Source organism: Mesorhizobium sp. B2-6-4 (genome assembly GCF_006441495.1).
Classification (GTDB): Bacteria; Pseudomonadota; Alphaproteobacteria; order Rhizobiales; family Rhizobiaceae; genus Mesorhizobium.
This window is the reverse complement of record NZ_VFUE01000003.1, coordinates 288,514-307,112: the sequence shown is the minus strand read 5'-3', so window position 1 is coordinate 307,112 and position 18,599 is coordinate 288,514. Positions and strand designations below refer to the sequence as shown.

Below are 18,599 nucleotides of genomic sequence, written 5' to 3'. Positions count from 1 at the left end.
CCGCCGTTATATGTCCATGGCAAGACACACAGGCAGAAATGAAATGGCCGGGACGAGCCCGGCCATTTCATCGATATAGGCAGCGATTACGGCTGGATCGGCGCATACTTGCCGTCGTGCCACTGGTTGATGTCGTAGCTGGCGTTCTTGAGGTCGCCCTTCTCGTCGAAGGTGACATTGCCGACAACCGTGCTGATTGGCTGCCCGTTCTTCAGCGCCTCGGCGACCTTGGCCGGATCATCGCTGCCGGCACGCTTGATGCCTTCCGCAAAGGCCTGGATCGTGGCGTAGGAGAATAGCGTGAAGCCTTCCGGCACGAAACCGCCGGCTTTGATCTTCTCGACGGCTGCCTTGGCTTCCGGCTTTGCCTGAGGATCCGACGGGAAGACGAACATGGTCCCTTCGCCGGCCGGGCCGGCAACCTGCCAGAATTCCGGCGAGGCTATCGAATCCGGCATGATCAGCTGGAACTTGATGCCCTGTTCCGCCGACTGGCGCAGGATCAGGCCAGCCTCCGGGTGGTAACCGCCGAAATAGACAACGTCGGCCTTGAGGTCCTTGAGCTTGGTGACGAGCGCCGAATAGTCCTTTTCGCCGGCATTGATGCCTTCATAGTCCACTTCCTTCAGGCCGCCGGCATTCATCGTGGCCTTGACCGCATCGGCAACGCCCTGACCGTAGGCACTCTTGTCATGCAGGATGACGACGTTCTTGCCGGCATACTTCTTCGCGATCCAGGGGCCGATGAAGGCACCCTGCGCATCGTCACGCGTATAGAGGCGCATGATCGTCGGCCAGCCGGCCTTCGCTGCGGCGTCGGTCAGCACCGGGTTCGAGGAGGCCGGGCTCATCATCAGGGCACCGGCTTCGGCATAGACGGCGGAAGCCGGAATGCTCGAACCCGAGCAAGCGTGGCCGTCGATGAACTTGACGCCATTGGCGACGATACGGTTGGCGACCGAAACCGCCTGCTTCGGGTCGCACTGGTCATCCTCGATATCGAGCTTGATCTGGCGACCGTCGACACCGCCGGCAGCATTGATCGCGTCGGCGGCAGCCTGCGCGCCCTGCTTGAACTGATCGCCAATGGTGGCGAGCTGTCCGGTCATCGGACCGACCACCGAAAAGGTGATGTCGTCGGCATAGGCGACCGGCGCGCTCATCATCAGGCCGAAAATGGCCGCGTTCAAAATACTTAATTTTTTCATTGCGGTATGACTCCTCCACTCACGCGCGGCCGCCCCGGCCACGCTTCTTCCAGAGAGGCCGGACAATTTCATCCTTCGTGTGGCCTGTCTAGGCGCATTGGCGGCGCTCGATTAGGCCTGCGGAGCATCTCTGGAGCAAAAAGGCAAAAGCCGCGCCGGCCTTGTTCCGGCCGGTCGCGGCTTTGCCTGTCGAGCTGTTTCTCAAGCGCCCCCGCACTCGAACCCAACTCGCCTTTCCTGTCTTCCTGCTGGCCCTGATCTTTCCGAAACCGGATCATGGCCGCCGCGCCGCTGGCCCTGTCGGGCGTGCCGCGTTCTTGGTTTTGTCACGTGGCCGTCTTACCGCGGCCTTGTCCTTGCCTGGCGGACCAGAAGGCCGCCCTGCCTTATCTCTAAATTCAGTGCATCGTCATCCATTCGCGGGCTTCGCGCAGCGCCTTGGCGATCTCGACCTTCGACATCGCAGCCGACAGTTCCGAACGCAATTCCGCAGCGCGGGCCGAACCCTTGATCGCGGCGATGTTGAACCATTTGTGGGCGGCGACGACATCGGTCTCGCAATCGCGGCCCGTCGCATACATCATCCCCAGTTCGAAAAGAATGTCGGCCTGGGCAGTTGCCCCCATGGCGCCGAAGCCTGCTTCAAGCATTTCAAAACGTGCCATTTTTCAATCCTCTCTTCCGGCCCTGTCTGGCTCCCGAGAGCTGCCTCCGTTTGTCTGCCCGGGCTGCTCTTTCGATGCTTTCGAGAATGCCGCTCAGGCTTGAATCCGTCGTTAAATGGCGTGCTTAATTTGAGGAAAACAAAGCTAAAACAATAGGTAAACGTGGAAATTCGTTAAGGATACAAAGCCAGCGATTCAGCCGGATAGCGCCAAATTTGACGACAATTTTCGCGGGCGGAATCAACACTCTGCTAACCACGCGAAACAAACGCCGCGCATGCATGCATTCATTTCCCTGCCGACATTGCTTCCGTCGGCGCATCTGAATTGCCAAAGCTTCCGCTGCGGCACCGCTTTTGTTTTGCAGGGAGCTGGATTAGCTTACGTTTGCGTAAGCGGCAGACCGGCGAGGCGTAGCCTCCTGCCGGTATCCAAGGGAGGAAAGATGTTTCGAAAAGCAAGCCTGGCCCTGGCGGCCACTTTGATCCTGACCGGTCTGGCCTGGGCCGATCCGATCGAGGGAAACTGGAAGACGCAGGCCGGCGATACCGCGGCCATCGGGGGCTCGGGTTCATTTTCCATCACGCTGAAGTCTGGCAAATATGCCGGCAAGACCATCGGTTCGCTCAAGGCGTCCGGCGACAACAAATACACCGGCAACATAACCGACCCGGCAAACGACAAGACCTACTCCGGCAAGGCGACACTATCGGGCACCTCGCTGAAAATGAGCGGTTGCGTGCTCGGCGGGCTGATCTGCAAGAGCCAGACCTGGCACAAGCTCTGATCGACCCCATCCTTGCGACATGAAAACGGGGCCGGCAGGCCCCGTTTTCATTTCATGATCCTGGCATGCTGTGCCGGCAGCCATGCTCCTTATGGCCAGCGCCGCCTCAAAATCCATCAACCGATTTGAACGGCAGATGAACGCCGGCATCAGAGCCGGTTCAGTCGTGCCCGGGCATTCTCCTGCGTATTGAAGGAGACACGACCAATGCTCGCCCGCCGCTTCACCATCGTCTGCCTGCTGGTGAGCCTGTTTGGAATGTTCTTCGCCATCCTCGTCGCCGAAGCGGGCCGTCCGGCCCGTTCCTGGGACGAGGCCAGTTCCAGAACCTGCCGCCTCGCCTGCCCGACCACCCTTCGCCCCTGAGACAGAAACCAAAGACCTGACCAAACCAAGACCTCGAAAGAAAAGCAAAGACCATGAACCGCATCGCCGCCAACCTCTTCAAAACCGTTCGGCTTCTGCCGCGGGCGGCGCTCATCCTGGCGTTTCTTGCCGCGCCGGTCCTGGCCGTACCGATGATGCGTGCCGATGCCGGTTCCACGATCGACGCGCCAGCACTGAAGAAGTCGGGCGTCGGTTTCGTGCTGCTGGTCAGCCTGCAGCGCGGATAAATTGCGCCTTCGATCGGGACACCCCTCCCAACCGCCTTTCCAAATCTCTATATTGAGCCATGGAAAAGCGAATCTATCCCCAAGCCATCGAATCTATCGTCATGCCCGAGCCTTTTGGCCGGCAAAGCTTCGACACCGCAGAAAAGGCCGTCGCGGCGTTGCAAGCCCTTTATGACCGCAACACCAAGTTCCTGCGCGACTCCTTCGCGGCGCTTGCCGCCGGCGGCGACAGCAGCAAGCGCTACCGCGCCTTCTACCCGGAGATCGGCGTCACGACCAACTCGTTCACCCAGATCGATTCGCGCCAAGCCTATGGCCACATGCCGACGCCGGGGCATTTTTCCACCACCATCACCCAGCCGAGCCTGTTCGAAAGCTATCTGGTCGAGCAATTGCGTCTGATCATGCGCAACCACGGGGTCGCGGTCACGGTCTCGGAATCGACAACGCCGATCCCGCTGCATTTCGCCTTTCTCGAAGGCACCCATGTCGACGGAACCGCGGCCGAGCGTATCCAGCGGCCTATCCGAGACCTGTTCGACGTGCCAGATCTCGACGGTACAGACGACCAGATCGCCAACGGCACGTTCGAAGTGGCGTTCGGAGAACCAAGGCCGCTGGCGCCCTTCACCGCGCAGCGGATCGACTATTCGCTCCACCGCCTGTCGCACTATACCGCGACCACGCCGCAGCATTTCCAGAATTTCGTGCTGTTCACCAATTATCAGTTCTATATCGACGAGTTCGTGGCGCGCGCCCGTGACCTGATGGAGGATGGCGGCGGCGGATATGCCGAATTCATCGAACCGGGCAACGTGGTCACCAAAGCCGGGCAGAGCGCCCCGAGCGAAGGGGTGGCGCCGCAGCGCCTGCCGCAGATGCCGGCCTACCACTTGAAGAAGCCGAACCATGGCGGGATCACCATGGTCAATATCGGTGTCGGACCCTCCAACGCCAAGACGATCACCGATCATATCGCTGTGCTAAGGCCTCATGCTTGGGTGATGCTCGGCCACTGCGCGGGCCTGCGCAATACGCAGGCGCTGGGCGATTATGTGCTGGCGCATGCCTATGTGCGCGAGGATCACGTGCTGGACGACGACCTGCCAGTCTGGGTGCCGATCCCGCCGCTGGCCGAAATCCAGGTGGCATTGCAGGAAGCGGTGGCCGAAGTCACCGGCCTGTCGGGGTACGATCTCAAGCGCATCATGCGCACCGGCACTGTCGCCACCATTGACAACCGCAACTGGGAACTGCGCGACCAGCGCGGACCGGTGCAGCGGCTTTCGCAGTCGAGGGCGATCGCACTTGACATGGAATCGGCAACGATCGCGGCCAATGGCTTCCGCTTCCGCGTGCCTTACGGCACGCTCTTGTGTGTCTCCGACAAGCCGCTGCATGGCGAACTGAAGCTGCCCGGCATGGCGACCGAATTCTACAAGCGGCAGGTGGCGCAGCACCTCACCATCGGCATCAGGGCGATGGAAAAGCTTTCGGAAATGCCGATGGAGCGGCTGCATTCGCGCAAGCTCAGAAGTTTTTCGGAAACGGCCTTCCAGTAGCCGATCTGCGCGCCGCCAGAGCCATTCGCCGTCTTGCCGGCGATTCGCCATCTTGCCGGCAATTCGCTATCTTGATTGAGCCGCATTTTTGCCGATAACCGGGCGGGGACCATCGCAGGCAACTCATGCAGATCTGATCCGATGAAACGCAGTCGAGACATGGCGGCTTCACTGGTATTCATCGTGATGATGACGCTCTCGGTCGCGCTGGTGGCCGGCTTCTTAGGCGCGTTGCACCCGGCGCTCGATTCCTTTTCGCATTTCCGCATTCACCTCGCCGTGCTGATGGCGCTTTGCGCGCTGCCGCTGCTGGCGACATCGTTTCGCCTGCAAGCGGCCGCGGCCCTGGTTTTTGCCGTGGCCGCTCTTGCCACCGCTTCGACCGCCTTGCCCCGGCCGTGGCCGGTTCAGGCGGTCGCCAAACCCACCGACCAGGTAGTCTACAGCCTGCTGCAGATGAATCTGCGCTACGACAACCCGACGCCGAAAAAAGTGCTGTCACTGATCGGCCGGACCAATCCCGACGTCATCACCCTGGACGAGGTGTCGGCGATGTGGGCGACGGAGCTTGGCTACATCGCCAGCGCCTATCCATACCGGATCCTCTGTCCCTATCCCAACGGCGTATTCGGCGTCGCGCTGCTCTCGCGGCGGCCCTTTCTCGCCGGCACCGCGCCACATTGCGAGCGCCGGGGCGCAATGGCCGTTGCGACCATCGATTTCGGCGGCAGGAGCGCCGACGTCGCCGCCATCCATCTCAGCTGGCCGTGGCCGCGGGAACAGTATTGGCAGATCGGCGAACTCTCGGAGCAGCTTTCATCGCTCGGCCAAACCGCCATCATGGCCGGCGATTGCAACGCGGTGCCATGGAGCGCTGCGGTGCGGCGCGTCGCCGCTCTCGGCGGACTGACGGTCATGCCGTCGGCCGGGTCGACCTGGATTCACCGGAAGCTGCCCGACTTCCTGCGCCGCTATGCAGGCCTCCCGATCGACCAGGCGTTCAGCAAGGGCGGCGTGACCATTCTGTCGTCAACGCGACTGGAAGATACCGGCTCCGACCATCTTCCCGTACTCGTGGAGTTCTCGCTTCGCCCCGACGACAGGCTGCCCCATGACGAGCATGAGAGCGCGCTCGCGGCGAGCGACCTTGAAAACAATCCGCGCGGTTGATGCTTCGGCATTCTCAGGGTTTGGTCAACGCTTCGACAAGGTGCTCGACAGGCCCGCCGCCGCGATGCTCGCGCGCATCGAAAGCGTTCTGCTTGGCTTCGTATTCGACATAGATGGCCTTGATCCGGCGCCGCGCCTCGAGATGCGTGCCGGTGCAGAACCAGTTGTCCGGGCGCCGCAGGCCGGCAAGCGCGGTCTCGGTGGCCCGCATCATCCGCCTCGCGATACCGCCATGCGTCTGCTCGTGCTTGCGAACGCCGATCATGAAACGGTCCCAACGTTCGCGCAGGACAGGGCTTGCCGACGAGAGCCGCGGGAAAGTGTAGGTCAGGTTGAGCGTCCCGTTGGCCTGCCGCAGATGGCAGGCACCATCCTTCCGGACAATATCGAGATCCCAATGCACGGCGTAACCGGTTTCGGCGATGGCACGCGCCATATAGCCGTGCTTGGGTCCCAGCCGGTCCATTGCCTCGACAAGGGCGGCTCCGGTATTTCCAGCGACATCATAGGTGCGGATGTGAACGGTGAGCTTTGTGCCCGCCGACGCGGCTGATGCGCAAAGCAGCATGAAGGCCATGGCGAGCATCGTCGGGCTGGTCAGGCGCATGTCCGCCTCCTTTGTCGGAGCCGAGCAGACCACACTCGGCGGAAGGCTTCAACGGGCTTGATCGAGGCAGGCGGTCGACGGCGACAGACAAGTCCGCCGCCGCTCGCATGTTTTCGTGACGGCTTAGCCGGGCACGCTCACATGTTCTGATAGACCGGGCCTTCGCCACCTTGCGGCGGCACCCAGTCGATATTCTGGTTCGGATCCTTGATGTCGCAGGTCTTGCAGTGGACGCAGTTCTGCGCGTTGATGACGAAGCGCACGTCCTTGGCCGCCGGATCGGCAGCGGCATTGCCGTCCTTGTCGACCCATTCGTAGACGCCTGCAGGGCAGTAGCGCGTCGAAGGTCCGGCAAAGACGTCATGCTCGGAACGCTTCTGCAGCTCCATGTCCGCCACCAGCAGATGCACCGGCTCGTTTTCCTCGTGGTTGGTGTTGGACAGGAACACCGAGGACAAGCGGTCGAAGGTCAGCACGCCATCGGCCTTGGGATAGTCTATTTTCTTGTGCTTCGCGGCGGGCTCTAGCGTGGCGTAGTCGGCCTTGCCATGCTTCAGCGTGCCGAAGGGCGAGAAGCCGAACAAAGTGTTCAGCCACATGTCCAGGCCGCCGATGGCGACGCCGGCGATGGTGCCGAAGCGCGACCACAGCGGCTTGACGTTGCGCACCTTCTTCAGATCCTTGCCGATGTCTGTCGCCCGCCACGCGGCTTCGTAAGCGGAGAGCTCGTCATTGGCGCGGCCGGCGGCGATTGCCTCGGCGACATGCTCGGCCGCCAGCATTCCCGACAACACGGCATTGTGCGAGCCCTTGATGCGCGGGACGTTTACGAGGCCGGCGGCGCAGCCCATCAACGCGCCACCCGGGAAGCACAGTTTCGGCACCGACTGCCAGCCGCCTTCGGTAATCGCGCGCGCGCCATAGCCCAACCGCCTGGCGCCCTCGAAAGTACCGCTGATCGCCGGGTGGGTCTTGAAGCGCTGGAACTCCTCGAACGGCGACAGCCAGGGGTTCTTGTAATTGAGGTGGACGACGAAGCCCACCGCCACCTGATTGTCGTCCAGATGATAGAGGAAAGAGCCGCCGCCGGTCTTGAGATCGAGCGGCCAGCCGAAGGAGTGCTGGACGAGACCTGGCCTGTGCTTCTCCGGCTTGACCTGCCACAGTTCCTTGAGGCCGATGCCGTATTTGCCCGGCTCGCGGCCCTCGGAAAGCCTGAACCTGGCGATCAACTGCTTGGCGAGCGAGCCGCGCGCGCCCTCTCCGATCAGCACATATTTGCCCATCAGCGCCATGCCCGGCGCGAAACCCGGGCCGTGTGTGCCATCCTTTTCGACGCCCATGTCGCCGGTGACGACACCGGTGACGGCGCCTTCCTCGTTATAGAGCAGGCCGGCCGCGGCGAACCCCGGATAGATTTCCACGCCGAGCGTCTCGGCCTTGGCCGCCAGCCAGCGGCAGACATTGCCAAGCGAGACGATGTAGTTGCCGTGATTGTTCATCAGCGGCGGCATCATCATGTTGGGCAGGCGGAAAGAGCCGGCGGGGCCGAGCACCAGGAAATGATCCGCCGTGACCGGCGTTTTGAACGGATGGTCTTGTTCGTCGCGCCAGCCCGGCAGCAACCGGTCGATGCCGATCGGATCGACGACGGCGCCTGACAAGATGTGGGCACCAACCTCACCGCCCTTTTCCAGCACGACCACGGAAAGCTCGGGATTGACTTGCTTCAGGCGGATGGCGGCGGCGAGGCCGGCCGGGCCCGCACCGACGATCACCACGTCGAATTCCATGCTTTCGCGTTCGATATCGCTCATCAACCCCTCCGCACTGGCTTGTCGCTATTGCGCGTATCTTGCTGGCTGATGCGCTGCATAGCGCATCAAGTCGCGACAGGAAACCGGCGCGTCTGTGACAACGCGGATTTGGCCAAAAAGTCGCGCATCGTGCCGAAGGACACCCGTTTTGCGCCGGCCTGCCCGCAACGCGTACGTTTTTAATTGTTCGACGGCTTGCTTATCGGCCATACTTCGCACCATGCGCATTCCTGGGCCAGCCGGCTTCTCATCAACGCGCTTCCCATCGACGCCCGGCAGGGCCTGCCGGGCGTTCCTTTCGGCCCTCCCCCTGCTGGCGCCGGTCCATGCCTTTGCAGACGAGGTGAAGGTCTGGGCCACCGGTGCCTACTCCTTCTCCGACGAGCTTGGCGGGTTCGAAATCACCGGCGCTTCCGGCACCGGCACCAAGGACGATCCGCTCGTCATCACCGAAGAGCTGAATTCAGCGACGCCGGTGACGTTGACCATCCGTGCAACCAAGCCGATCCAGGCGTTCGGCAAGGCGGGCGAGTTCGCCAACGGCATCATGTATTTGCGCTTGGACGTGCTCAACAACAGCGGCCAGGCCTGGATCGAATTCCAGTTCGAGCTTCAGGAGGTCCTGAATCAGCCGAGCGTCTTCGGCGACGGGCTTTCGTTCGACCAGCGCAACAAGACGCCTGACAATATCTGGTCGAGCAATTTTGCCGATTTCGACCGCGATTTTGAACCGTATGACCGTCTGCTGTTCAAGAACGGCAAGGTCGACCCGCTAAAGACCGCCAGGTTCGAATTCCTGATCACCGACTATACGCCGCGCTGGACCTTTTATCTGGTGCAGGACCCGCGCATACCGACGGGTTAGGTTGCGGTGAGCGTATGACGCTGCCACAGACAGGCCGTCATTGCCCGGTTGTGCCAATGTCCCCAATCACCAACTTGCAATATGCGACCAGTCGAACGATGGTGGCGCCATGACTGCCGCTTCCCCAAACAGCCGACCTGATATCGCCGAGCTGCTCGCCTTCTATGCCAGCGCGGGCGTCGACGAGGCGTTGGAGGACGCGCCGGTGAACCGCTTCGCGGAAGCCGCGCCCAAGCCGGCGGAGCGGATGCCGGCTGCCGCGCCGAGCGATAGCAGAGCACCGGAGCGGCCCGCCCAACCGCGTCTCGATGCGAGCGCCGTGCCTAACGCTCCGCCGGCGCGCCCGCCCATTTCGGCGGTACCCGACGAGGCGCAGGCGGCGCTGGCGCGTGAATTGGCCTCGGCTGCCTCGACGCTGGACGAGCTTCGCCAGCACATGTCGACTTTTGACGGCTGCAACCTGAAGTTCACCGCCAAGAACCTGGTCTTTGCCGACGGCAACCCGGATGCATCGGTGATGCTGGTCGGCGAGGCGCCCGGCCGTGACGAGGATATAGAAGGCCTGCCCTTCGTCGGCCGCTCCGGCCGGCTGCTCGACCGCATGTTGGCCGCGATCGGGCTAGACCGGACATCCGTCTACATCGCCAATGTCATCCCCTGGCGGCCGCCGGGAAACCGCACGCCGACGCCGCACGAAACCGAGATCTGCCGGCCGTTCATCGAAAGGCAGATCGAACTGGTCAAGCCGAAGGTGCTGGTCAATCTCGGCGGGCCCTCGGCCAAAACCCTTCTGAATACGAGCGAAGGCATCTTGCGGCTGCGCGGCAACTGGCGCGCCCACACGACAGCGTCCGGCGTCGTTATTCCGGCGATGCCGACGCTGCACCCGGCCTATCTACTGAGGACGCCGGCGCACAAGAAGCTGGCTTGGCGGGATTTTCTCGAGGTGAAGGCGAAGCTAAGAGCGCTCACCTCTCCATGACCTCGCGGGTAATTGAAATGCGCCTGCCGTCGCCCTAACCATGCCCTCATGATATCTCCTCAAACCTCCGCCGGCAGCCTCATCCGTGAATGGCGCACGCGACGCCGGATGAGCCAGCTCGACCTCGCCACGGAAGCCGATATCTCGCAGCGGCATCTGAGCTTCGTCGAGAGCGGGCGGGCCGCGCCGTCGCGCGACATGGTGCTACACCTGGCCGAGCAGCTTTCGATCCCGCTTCGCCAGCGCAACCAGCTCTTGCTGGCGGCGGGCTTTGCGCCGAGCTTCAGCGAAAGGCCGCTGACCGACATTTCGCTGGCACCGGCCATGGCGGCGGTCGAGACGGTGCTTCGAGGGCACGAGCCGTTCCCGGCGCTCGCGGTGGACCGGCACTGGAACCTCGTTTCGGCAAACGCTGCCATTGGGCCGTTCCTGGCCGACGTTTCCGAGCCCTCGCTGCTCAAGCCGCCAGTCAACGTGCTGCGGCTCAGCCTGCACCCTGGAGGTGTCGCGCCGCGCATCGTCAATCTCGCGGAGTGGCGGGCGCACCTGCTGGAACGCCTGAAGCACCAGAACGACGCGTCAGGCGATCCGGTGCTGATCGAACTGGAGCGTGAGTTGCGCGGTTATCCCTCCGGCCTGAAGAGTGGGCGGCCGGCGCGGGTCGAGCCGAGCGGCATCGTGCATCCGCTGCGGCTTGCCCATGGGGATCAGGTGCTGTCGTTCATCAGCACCATCACCGTGTTCGGCACGCCGCTGGACGTGACGCTGTCGGAGCTGGCGATCGAGTCCTTCTTTCCGGCCGACGAGCAGACGCGGACGGCGCTGGTAAGATTGGCGAAAGAGCGGGCCTAACGGTGCTGATCACCCCTGCGGCGGGGCGGCCTTGCGCGTGCGGGTGCGTTCCAGGCCGAGTTGACGTTCGCGCCAGATGATGAAGATGCCGGCGGCAACGACGATCAGACCGCCGGTCAGCGTGTTCAGCGTGGCGACATCGCCGAAGACGAGATAGCCGACCAAGACGCCGAGGATCATCGAGGTGTATTCGAACGGCGCCACCACCGATGCCTCGGCATGGCGGTAAGCCGAGGTCATCAGGATCTGGCCAAGGCCGCCGCAGAAGCCGGCGGCGACAAGAAGGACCGCCTGCCCCGGCGTCAGCGCCTGCCACCCAAACGGCAGCGACAGCAGCGCCATGACGCTCGCGGTGACCGAAAACCAAAGCACGATCGTGGCGGTGCGCTCGCTTTGCACGAGATTGCGCACGAGCAGCATGGCGACGGCCGAAATCGCCGCCGCTATCAATGCGGCGATGACGCCGAGCACCTCCTGGTCGTCGAGCGCCTCGCCGGAACTCAGGAGCGTCAGCTCCGGCCAGGAGATGATCAGCACACCGACGAGGCCGACGGCGACCGCGCTCCAGCGATAGACACGAATGGCTTCGCCGAGGAAAATCGAGCTGAACACCACCACCAACAGTGGCTGGGCGTAATTCAGCGTGATTGCTTCCGGCAGCGGCAACCGCGTCAGCGCGAAGAAGCCGAGCCCCATGGCGCAGACGCCGACGACGCCGCGCGCGATGTGGTTGAACGGACGGCTTGTACTGAAAGCCGTGCCGAGATTTCCCTTGAAAGCCAGAAAGGCAATGATCGGAAAGATAGCGAAGAAGGAGCGGAAGAAGACGATCTGTCCCGCCGGCACAGTGCCCGCCGCCTTGATGCAGGTCGACATGCCGACGAAGACCGCCACCGAGACGATCTTCAGCATAATGCCAGTGAGCGTGTTGTGCCCTACGGTATTGTCACTGTTGTCGCGGCCTGCTGTCACGCTCCCGCCGCTTCCCGCGTGGTTGCCCAGGTGCGCGCCGGCGTTGCCGGGCTCTCGATATGCCTGACGTCGTAGACGGCGGCCATGACTGCCTCGCGATGCTGGAAAGGAGGGTCTGAATAGACCTTGTCGCAGTTTTGTCGAGGCGCCGGTTCGTGTAAAGAGCGCGGACTTCAAATTTTTGGACGGGCAGGACAGGCCCGGAAAGACAGGAACCACGGAATGCGCACCGACACTGGCCAGGTCTTCAAACTCGAAGACTATCGCCCCAGCGACTATCTCATTCCGGAAACGAACCTTGAATTCCGTCTTTCGCCAGGCGCGACGATCGTCACGGCAATTTTGACCGTCGAGCGCCGGGATGGCGTCGCGGCCTCTACGCCGCTTGTGCTGGATGGCGACGGGCTGACGCTCAGGCGCGTCGAGATCGACGGCAGGAAAGCCAAGCCGACGGATTTTGCCGTGACGCCCGACCGACTGACCATCCTCAGGCCCCCGGCGGCGCGTCGCTTTCGGCTGTCGATCGAGACCGAGCTGGCGCCGTCGGGCAATGAAGCGCTGATGGGCCTCTACCGCTCAAGCAACGTCTATTGCACGCAATGCGAAGCAGAGGGCTTCCGCCGCATCACCTATTTCCTCGACCGCCCCGACATCCTTTCCGTCTACACCGTGCGGATCGAAGCCCGCCGCGACGAGGCGCCGCTGCTTCTGTCCAACGGAAACCGGGTCGACAAGGGCGATCTCGGCGATGGCTGGCACTATGCCATTTGGCACGATCCCTTCCCCAAGCCATCGTATCTGTTCGCGCTGGTCGCCGGCAATCTCGGCCGGGTCGCCGACAGTTTCGTCACCATGTCCGGCCGCACGGTCGAGCTCGGCATCTATGTCGAGCCCGGCAAGGAGAAGCTCGCCGGCTACGCCATGGATGCCTTGAAGCGATCGATGCAATGGGACGAGGAGGCATTCGGCCGCGAATACGACCTCGATGTCTTCAACATCGTCGCCGTGTCCGACTTCAACATGGGGGCGATGGAGAACAAGGGCCTCAACGTCTTCAACGACAAATATGTGCTGGCCGACCGGGAGACCGCGACGGACGCCGATTTCGCCAATATCGAGGCGATCATCGCGCATGAGTATTTCCACAATTGGACAGGCAACAGAATCACTTGCCGCGACTGGTTCCAGCTTTGCCTGAAGGAAGGGCTGACCGTTTATCGCGACCACGAATTCTCCGCCGACCAACGTTCGCGTGCGGTCAAGCGCATCGCCGAGGTGCGCACGCTGCGCGCGCATCAATTCCCCGAGGACCAGGGGCCGCTGGCGCATCCGGTCAGGCCGCGCCGCTATCGCGAGATCAATAATTTCTACACGGCGACCGTCTACGAAAAAGGCTCGGAGGTGGTGCGCATGATCCGTACCATCCTCGGGCCTGATAGCTTTCGCGCCGGCATGGACCTCTATTTCGAGCGGCACGACGGCACGGCGGCGACGATCGAGGATTTCCTGACAGTGTTCGAGGAGGTGTCCGGCCGCGACTTGTCGCAATTCGCGCTCTGGTACCATCAGGCCGGCACCCCTAACCTGGCGGTGAGCTCGACTTATAACTGGGCGGAGCGGGAATTCACGCTGGAAATCGAGCAATCGGTGCCGCCAACCCCGTCGGAAAGCCGCAAACGACTGATGCACATACCGCTCGCCTTCGGTCTGATTGGCGCCGGCGGCGAGCCGGTCGCCTATGACGCGGTCGACGGCGCCAGCGTCGAGGACGGCATCATCCACATCCGCAAGCGCCGGCATGTGGTGCGCTTCTCAGGCGTCGCCGAGCGTCCGGCGATTTCGCTGAACCGCGGCTTCTCGGCGCCGATAACGCTTGCCGTCGAGCAGAAGACCGACGACCAGTTCTTCCTTGCCGGCCACGACAGCGACAGCTTCTCGCGCTGGCAGACCTTCAACACGCTGCTTACGGATGCATTGATCTTGGCCTTCCGCCAGATTCTCGACGGCGCCGAGCCTGGCTTCACCGCGCGGCTGACCGAGCTTGCCGGCAGGATCGCGAGCGACGAGACGCTGGAGCCGGCCTACCGGGCGCTGGCGCTTTCGCTTCCGGGCGAGACCGACATAGCGCGCGACATCGGCAAAAACATCGAACCCAACGCCATCTTCGCTGCGCGCGAGGCGCTGGCGCTGGCAATCGCCAGGGCTAACCGCGACGCGTTCGCCGGCCTCTACGAGCGGCTTGCCGACGCCGGCCCGTTCAGCCCGGACGCAGCTTCCGCCGGACGGCGGGCGTTGCGTAACGTCATGCTTGATTATCTCTCGCTGCTGTCAGATGGCGCCGGGCTTGCGGCGGAGCACTTCCGGTCGGCCACCAATATGACTGACCGCGCGGCGGCACTGACCGTGCTCGCGCACCGCCACCATGGTTCGCCGGAGGCAAACAAGGCACTGGCGGCTTTCGAAGCGACATATGCGTCCGACCCGCTTGTGATGGACAAATGGTTCCAGATTCAGGCCAGCGTACCCGGTCCGCAGGCGGTGGAGACGGTTCGCGCCCTGACCACGCATCCGGCCTTCTCGATGGCCAATCCGAACCGGGTGCGCTCGTTAATCGGCACATTCTCCAGTGCCAACCAGACCGGATTCCACCGCGCCGACGGCGAAGGCTACCGATTCTTCACGCAGACCGTGCTCGAGGTCGAAAAACGCAATCCGCAGGTGGCGGCAAGGTTGGCAACGGCGCTCCGGTCGTGGCGTTCGCTCGAACCTGGCCGGCAGGCCAAGGCCAGGGAAGCGCTGCTTTCGATTGCCAATGCCGAAAACCTGTCGGCGGATTTAAGCGATATCGTCGAGCGTACGCTGGCGTGAGCCAGACCCGAGCGGCCACCATGGTGGTCGGCGGCAATGCCAAGGCAACGCCACCGGCCCGTCAGGCTGTGCTTCTGCTGCTCGAACGGATTCCCGCCTCCCTACGCGGGTATCAACATGGCGATGCGATGCACGCCGACCTCGGCGCTCGTATTCGTCGCCTCGTCGGTCTTGCCCTTGGCGCAAGTGTATATGTCGCCTTCCTTGAGCTTGAACTCCTTGTCGGCCTTCTTGATCGTGAATTCGCCCGCAGTGATGGTGCATACCATGTCGTTGTCCATCACCATCGCCGGCGCATGTGTGCCGGGCTGAAACACGACATCGACGATTGAGATGCTTTTGTAGGCAGGAATGTCTGAGTTTCCCGTGCCTACCTCCACCACTCTGATGCCGGGCGCAATCTCCTTGCCCTCCTTCGGGCCGTATGTCCTCGTTTTTACCGACGCCGCCAGGGCGAACAAAGGCGTTACCGCTGCCGCTGACACGCCGAGAGCAATTGCAGTTCTGCGATTCATGCTTTCCTCCCGATGTGCAATCCCGCACGGAATATGCGTGATTTCTAATATTATTCCCTTTCCACGGTAATCGCCATCGCATGCCTCTGCTCGGTTGGCGGAAAAGCCGCTATTTTAGTCGATTTTTAATCTTTTTTCGCCGGACCACTGGACAAGGCGAATCACCTTTGATTCTTTAATGGCGATTCGGAAGTGCGGCGTTTACCGGATCATCAAGCATAGGCAAATCGGGGAGTGCCATTTATGGCGAAGGCGGACGCGTGGGGCGCGCCCGGAGGGATAGCTTTTGCGCGTCGCGAGACGCCGCGAGGCGACGGCCTTGCCGGGAATACGCGGCTCATCGCCGAACCGGCCTACAAGCGGCTTCTGGCGGCGGAGCCATTGCTGCGCCGATCGATACCGGCTCTCATCGTCATCTTCCTGATCGCGATCGCGGCGCTGCGCGTCCTGTCGCTGATGAACGAACGCGACGATATCGAGCGCAACGCCAAGGCGATCCTGATGCTGGCGTCCGGTCAACTGGCGAGTTCGCTGGCCACCACGTCCGACACCGCGCCGGGCGCCATCCAGGACCTGTTGGAAACGACCAGCCGCCAGGGCGCGATGAGCCGCGGCCACGTTCTTGTCATCACCGACAGCGCCTTCAAGATCACCGCGGTGACGCCGCGCTCGATGTCCTGGCAAGGCCGTTCGCTGGATAGCCTCGCCCAGGGCGGCCAGCCTCTGTTCATGTTCGGCGACCGCGCCGGAGTGATGGAGGTCGATATTGGCGGGCAGGACTGGTATGCAGCGGTCAGCCTGACGAACGGTCGCAAAGGCGCGGCAGCGGCGCTGGTGCCGCAGGACGCGGTTTTCGACGCCTGGCGCAAGACAGTCTCGCTGAATGTGACGCTGTTCGTACTGACGGCCGGCGTGCTGATCATCATCCTCTATGCCTATTTCGGCCAGGCGGCGCGCGCGCAGGCGGCCGACCGCATCTATCTCGAAGCGCATCAACGCATCGACATGGCGCTGGTACGCGGCCGCTGCGGCTTGTGGGACTGGGACATGGTGCGCGGCAAGATGTATTGGTCGCGCTCGATGTACGACATGCTGGGCTACGAGCCATGCGACACGATGCTGTCCTTCGGCGAGGTCGACGAGATCATCCATCCCGATGATGGCGACTTGTTCCAGCTCGCCAACAAGATCGTCGCGCGCGAGATCGATCATATCGATCAGGTGTTCCGGATGCGGCATGCCGACGGGCAGTGGGTATGGATGCGCGCAAGGGCGCAGGTCATGGATCCGGAAGCACCCGAAATCCAGTTGATCGGCATCGCCGTCGACGTCACCGAGCAGCGTCACCTGGCGCTTCGTTCCGAGGCAGCCGATTTGCGCCTGAGGACGGCGATCGAGAACATCAACGAGTCCTTCGTGCTGTGGGATGCCGCCGAGCGGCTGATCATGTGCAATTCCAAATACCAGAAGGACAATGGCCTTTCGGACCGTGACGTGATGCCAGGCGCCGTGCGCGCCACGTTGGAAGAGCGCATGCTCGCTTTCGCTTCCGATCGGCGGCTTGCCAACAGCAATGGACCGCAGGGCGGCGCGACGTTCGAACGGCAGCTGGCCGACGGCCGCTGGTTGCAGGTCAACGAACTCAGAACCCGCGACGGCGGCATTGTCTCGGTCGGATCCGACATCACCCAGATCAAGCTGCATCAAGAAAAGCTGGTCGACAGCGAGCGCCGGCTGATGGCGACCATACACGATCTCAGCCTCGCCCGCCGGGCCGAAGAGGAGCGCGCGCGCGAACTGGTCGAGCTCAACCGCAAATACATGAAGGAAACCGAGCGCGCCGAAGCGGCGAACCGGGCCAAGTCCGAATTCCTGGCCAACATGTCGCATGAACTGCGCACGCCCTTGAACGCCATCATCGGCTTCTCCGAGCTGATGGAACAGGGGCTGTTCGGCCCGCTGGGATCGGAGCGCTACGAGGAATACGCCACCGACATCAACAGCAGTGGCAAATATCTCCTGGGCGTCATCAACGACATTCTCGACATGTCGAAAATCGAGGCCGGCCAATTCTCGCTCGACCGCGAAGAGATCGATCTCGGCCCGCTGATCAGCGAGACGGTCAGGGTCGTCTCGCTGCAGGCCGCACAGAAGGCGATCACCGTGGAGACCCGCATCGCCGACGCGCTGACGCTGTTTGCCGACCGCCGAGCGATCAAGCAGATCGTCATCAACCTTTTGTCCAACGCAGTGAAATTCACCGGCCAAGGCGGCCACATATCGGTCAGGGCCCGCAATACCTCAGGGGCGCTGGTGCTGACGATCGAGGATAATGGCTGCGGCATCCCGAAGGAGGCGCTCGGCAAGCTCGGACGGCCCTTCGAACAGGTGCAGAACCAGTTCTCCAAGAGCCATGCCGGGTCCGGCCTCGGCCTCGCCATCTCGCGCTCTTTGGCCGAACTGCAAGGCGGTGCCCTGAAAATCCGCTCAACCGAAGGTGTCGGCACGATTGTGTCGGTGCGCATTCCCGTGAAGAAGGCGACGCCCGTGGTCAAGGTCGCGGCTTAAGCAACGGGCTCCGGCGATGTCGCCGAAGCCCGTGCCGGAAGGCGTTATTGCATGCTGCCGTCCTCGCCTTCGTCATCCCACTGACGGTGTAAGCCAAAGCGGCCGCCCTTTGGCAGTTCGCCCTTCTTGATCTTTCCGTCATTGTTCTTGTCGAGCAGGGCAAAGAGCTTCTTGTCGCGACTGGCGATGTCGTCCGTCGTCAGCGTACCGTCGCCCTTGTTGTCGTAACGCGCGATGATGCGCCTGGCCATGTGCTCGAAGCGGGCCTTTTCCAGCGCTGCGGCGAGCTGCTCCACCGTGAGCTTGCCACCATTGTCGGCGACCAGCTTCTTCAACCGCGAATCCATGACGCTTGAGAACTGGTCGAAGCTGATGGTGCCGTCATTGTCCTTCATCGCCTTGTTGAGGCGCATCATCGTGCGCTCACGCATGTTGGCGCTGTCGATGTTCTCGGCATAGGCCGCAGTGCCGACGGCTCCTGCCAACGCGATGAAGGCGAACGCGAGCTTGGTTGTCTTTCTCATGGTCTTCTCCTGTTGCATCGTCA

Annotated in this window: 17 protein-coding genes; 10 read left to right on the top strand and 7 right to left on the bottom strand. The window is 62.6% G+C overall.

All coding sequences use genetic code 11. The features are described 5' to 3' along the window. Positions 1-86 precede the first annotated feature (86 nt). Together FJ426_RS06055 and FJ426_RS06050 are read right to left on the bottom strand one after the other, a co-directional pair. Complete coding sequence (locus FJ426_RS06055) at positions 87-1,208, bottom strand: branched-chain amino acid ABC transporter substrate-binding protein (RefSeq protein WP_140494645.1); 1,122 nt, start codon at positions 1,206-1,208, stop codon at positions 87-89. Between the two features lie 398 nt (positions 1,209-1,606). After that, complete coding sequence (locus tag FJ426_RS06050; protein WP_010915070.1) at positions 1,607-1,873, bottom strand: sel1 repeat family protein; 267 nt, start codon at positions 1,871-1,873, stop codon at positions 1,607-1,609. Positions 1,874-2,318: 445 nt separating this feature from the next. Here FJ426_RS06050 and FJ426_RS06045 point away from each other — a divergent pair, with 445 nt between their 5' ends. From FJ426_RS06045 to FJ426_RS06030, 5 genes are all read left to right on the top strand, one after another. After that, on the top strand, positions 2,319-2,660 hold the full coding sequence (locus FJ426_RS06045; RefSeq protein ID WP_140494647.1) for a DUF2147 domain-containing protein: 342 nt from the start codon (positions 2,319-2,321) through the stop codon (positions 2,658-2,660). Between the two features lie 207 nt (positions 2,661-2,867). Next, a complete protein-coding gene (locus tag FJ426_RS31255) occupies positions 2,868-3,026 on the top strand; it encodes a hypothetical protein (RefSeq protein ID WP_181169517.1) in 159 nt (52 codons plus the stop codon). 53 nt (positions 3,027-3,079) lie between these two features. After that, positions 3,080-3,274: a hypothetical protein gene (locus FJ426_RS06040; protein ID WP_140494649.1), complete on the top strand. Its 195-nt coding sequence runs from the start codon at positions 3,080-3,082 to the stop codon at positions 3,272-3,274. 101 nt (positions 3,275-3,375) lie between these two features. Beyond that, positions 3,376-4,836 (top strand): AMP nucleosidase, encoded by a 1,461-nt coding sequence (locus tag FJ426_RS06035; protein ID WP_224519193.1) that lies wholly within the window; start codon positions 3,376-3,378, stop codon positions 4,834-4,836. 159 nt (positions 4,837-4,995) lie between these two features. Then, complete coding sequence (locus tag FJ426_RS06030; protein WP_224680932.1) at positions 4,996-6,006, top strand: endonuclease/exonuclease/phosphatase family protein; 1,011 nt, start codon at positions 4,996-4,998, stop codon at positions 6,004-6,006. Positions 6,007-6,019: 13 nt separating this feature from the next. Here the strand turns inward: FJ426_RS06030 and FJ426_RS06025 are convergent, their stop codons facing one another. Further along, positions 6,020-6,613 carry a DUF922 domain-containing protein gene (locus FJ426_RS06025; protein ID WP_140559445.1) on the bottom strand — a complete coding sequence of 198 codons (594 nt, stop codon included), beginning with the start codon at positions 6,611-6,613 and terminating at the stop codon, positions 6,020-6,022. A 137-nt stretch (positions 6,614-6,750) separates the two neighbouring features. Beyond that, positions 6,751-8,430, bottom strand: a complete 1,680-nt coding sequence (locus FJ426_RS06020) for an electron transfer flavoprotein-ubiquinone oxidoreductase (protein WP_140559444.1) — start codon at positions 8,428-8,430, stop codon at positions 6,751-6,753. 220 nt (positions 8,431-8,650) lie between these two features. Between FJ426_RS06020 and FJ426_RS06015 the strand changes: the two genes are divergently transcribed. The 3 genes from FJ426_RS06015 (at position 8,651) to FJ426_RS06005 (ending at position 11,129) form a co-directional block, all read left to right on the top strand. Beyond that, positions 8,651-9,295 (top strand): hypothetical protein, encoded by a 645-nt coding sequence (locus FJ426_RS06015; protein ID WP_140517982.1) that lies wholly within the window; start codon positions 8,651-8,653, stop codon positions 9,293-9,295. Positions 9,296-9,404: 109 nt separating this feature from the next. Then, positions 9,405-10,277, top strand: coding sequence for a uracil-DNA glycosylase (locus tag FJ426_RS06010; RefSeq protein WP_140520708.1), 873 nt, complete (start codon positions 9,405-9,407; stop codon positions 10,275-10,277). A gap of 48 nt (positions 10,278-10,325) precedes the next feature. Continuing rightward, positions 10,326-11,129 (top strand): helix-turn-helix transcriptional regulator, encoded by an 804-nt coding sequence (locus FJ426_RS06005; RefSeq protein ID WP_140559443.1) that lies wholly within the window; start codon positions 10,326-10,328, stop codon positions 11,127-11,129. A gap of 9 nt (positions 11,130-11,138) precedes the next feature. On the opposite strand, the gene FJ426_RS06000 is transcribed toward FJ426_RS06005, so the two are convergent. After that, on the bottom strand, positions 11,139-12,041 hold the full coding sequence (locus FJ426_RS06000) for a DMT family transporter (RefSeq protein ID WP_224617863.1): 903 nt from the start codon (positions 12,039-12,041) through the stop codon (positions 11,139-11,141). Positions 12,042-12,323: 282 nt separating this feature from the next. Between FJ426_RS06000 and pepN the strand changes: the two genes are divergently transcribed. Beyond that, positions 12,324-14,969, top strand: coding sequence for an aminopeptidase N (pepN, locus tag FJ426_RS05995; protein WP_140559442.1), 2,646 nt, complete (start codon positions 12,324-12,326; stop codon positions 14,967-14,969). A gap of 101 nt (positions 14,970-15,070) precedes the next feature. On the opposite strand, the gene FJ426_RS05990 is transcribed toward pepN, so the two are convergent. Continuing rightward, the gene (locus FJ426_RS05990; protein ID WP_140520712.1) at positions 15,071-15,484 is read right to left on the bottom strand and encodes a hypothetical protein; all 414 of its coding nucleotides are present in this window, start codon (positions 15,482-15,484) and stop codon (positions 15,071-15,073) included. A 243-nt stretch (positions 15,485-15,727) separates the two neighbouring features. Between FJ426_RS05990 and FJ426_RS05985 the strand changes: the two genes are divergently transcribed. Continuing rightward, positions 15,728-18,052 (top strand): PAS domain-containing sensor histidine kinase, encoded by a 2,325-nt coding sequence (locus FJ426_RS05985; protein ID WP_140494675.1) that lies wholly within the window; start codon positions 15,728-15,730, stop codon positions 18,050-18,052. Between the two features lie 44 nt (positions 18,053-18,096). Here FJ426_RS05985 and FJ426_RS05980 read toward each other — a convergent pair whose 3' ends face one another. Beyond that, positions 18,097-18,576 carry a DUF4179 domain-containing protein gene (locus tag FJ426_RS05980; RefSeq protein ID WP_140559441.1) on the bottom strand — a complete coding sequence of 160 codons (480 nt, stop codon included), beginning with the start codon at positions 18,574-18,576 and terminating at the stop codon, positions 18,097-18,099. Between the last annotated feature and the right edge of the window lie 23 nt (positions 18,577-18,599).

Coding starts and splice junctions, on each gene's coding strand:
- FJ426_RS06055 (WP_140494645.1), bottom strand. CDS start 1,208: ATGAAAAAATTAAGTATTTTGAACGCGGCCATTTTCGGCCTGATGATG.
- FJ426_RS06050 (WP_010915070.1), bottom strand. CDS start 1,873: ATGGCACGTTTTGAAATGCTTGAAGCAGGCTTCGGCGCCATGGGGGCA.
- FJ426_RS06045 (WP_140494647.1), top strand. CDS start 2,319: ATGTTTCGAAAAGCAAGCCTGGCCCTGGCGGCCACTTTGATCCTGACC.
- FJ426_RS31255 (WP_181169517.1), top strand. CDS start 2,868: ATGCTCGCCCGCCGCTTCACCATCGTCTGCCTGCTGGTGAGCCTGTTT.
- FJ426_RS06040 (WP_140494649.1), top strand. CDS start 3,080: ATGAACCGCATCGCCGCCAACCTCTTCAAAACCGTTCGGCTTCTGCCG.
- FJ426_RS06035 (WP_224519193.1), top strand. CDS start 3,376: ATGCCCGAGCCTTTTGGCCGGCAAAGCTTCGACACCGCAGAAAAGGCC.
- FJ426_RS06030 (WP_224680932.1), top strand. CDS start 4,996: ATGGCGGCTTCACTGGTATTCATCGTGATGATGACGCTCTCGGTCGCG.
- FJ426_RS06025 (WP_140559445.1), bottom strand. CDS start 6,613: ATGCGCCTGACCAGCCCGACGATGCTCGCCATGGCCTTCATGCTGCTT.
- FJ426_RS06020 (WP_140559444.1), bottom strand. CDS start 8,430: ATGAGCGATATCGAACGCGAAAGCATGGAATTCGACGTGGTGATCGTC.
- FJ426_RS06015 (WP_140517982.1), top strand. CDS start 8,651: ATGCGCATTCCTGGGCCAGCCGGCTTCTCATCAACGCGCTTCCCATCG.
- FJ426_RS06010 (WP_140520708.1), top strand. CDS start 9,405: ATGACTGCCGCTTCCCCAAACAGCCGACCTGATATCGCCGAGCTGCTC.
- FJ426_RS06005 (WP_140559443.1), top strand. CDS start 10,326: ATGATATCTCCTCAAACCTCCGCCGGCAGCCTCATCCGTGAATGGCGC.
- FJ426_RS06000 (WP_224617863.1), bottom strand. CDS start 12,041: ATGCTGAAGATCGTCTCGGTGGCGGTCTTCGTCGGCATGTCGACCTGC.
- pepN (WP_140559442.1), top strand. CDS start 12,324: ATGCGCACCGACACTGGCCAGGTCTTCAAACTCGAAGACTATCGCCCC.
- FJ426_RS05990 (WP_140520712.1), bottom strand. CDS start 15,484: ATGAATCGCAGAACTGCAATTGCTCTCGGCGTGTCAGCGGCAGCGGTA.
- FJ426_RS05985 (WP_140494675.1), top strand. CDS start 15,728: ATGGCGAAGGCGGACGCGTGGGGCGCGCCCGGAGGGATAGCTTTTGCG.
- FJ426_RS05980 (WP_140559441.1), bottom strand. CDS start 18,576: ATGAGAAAGACAACCAAGCTCGCGTTCGCCTTCATCGCGTTGGCAGGA.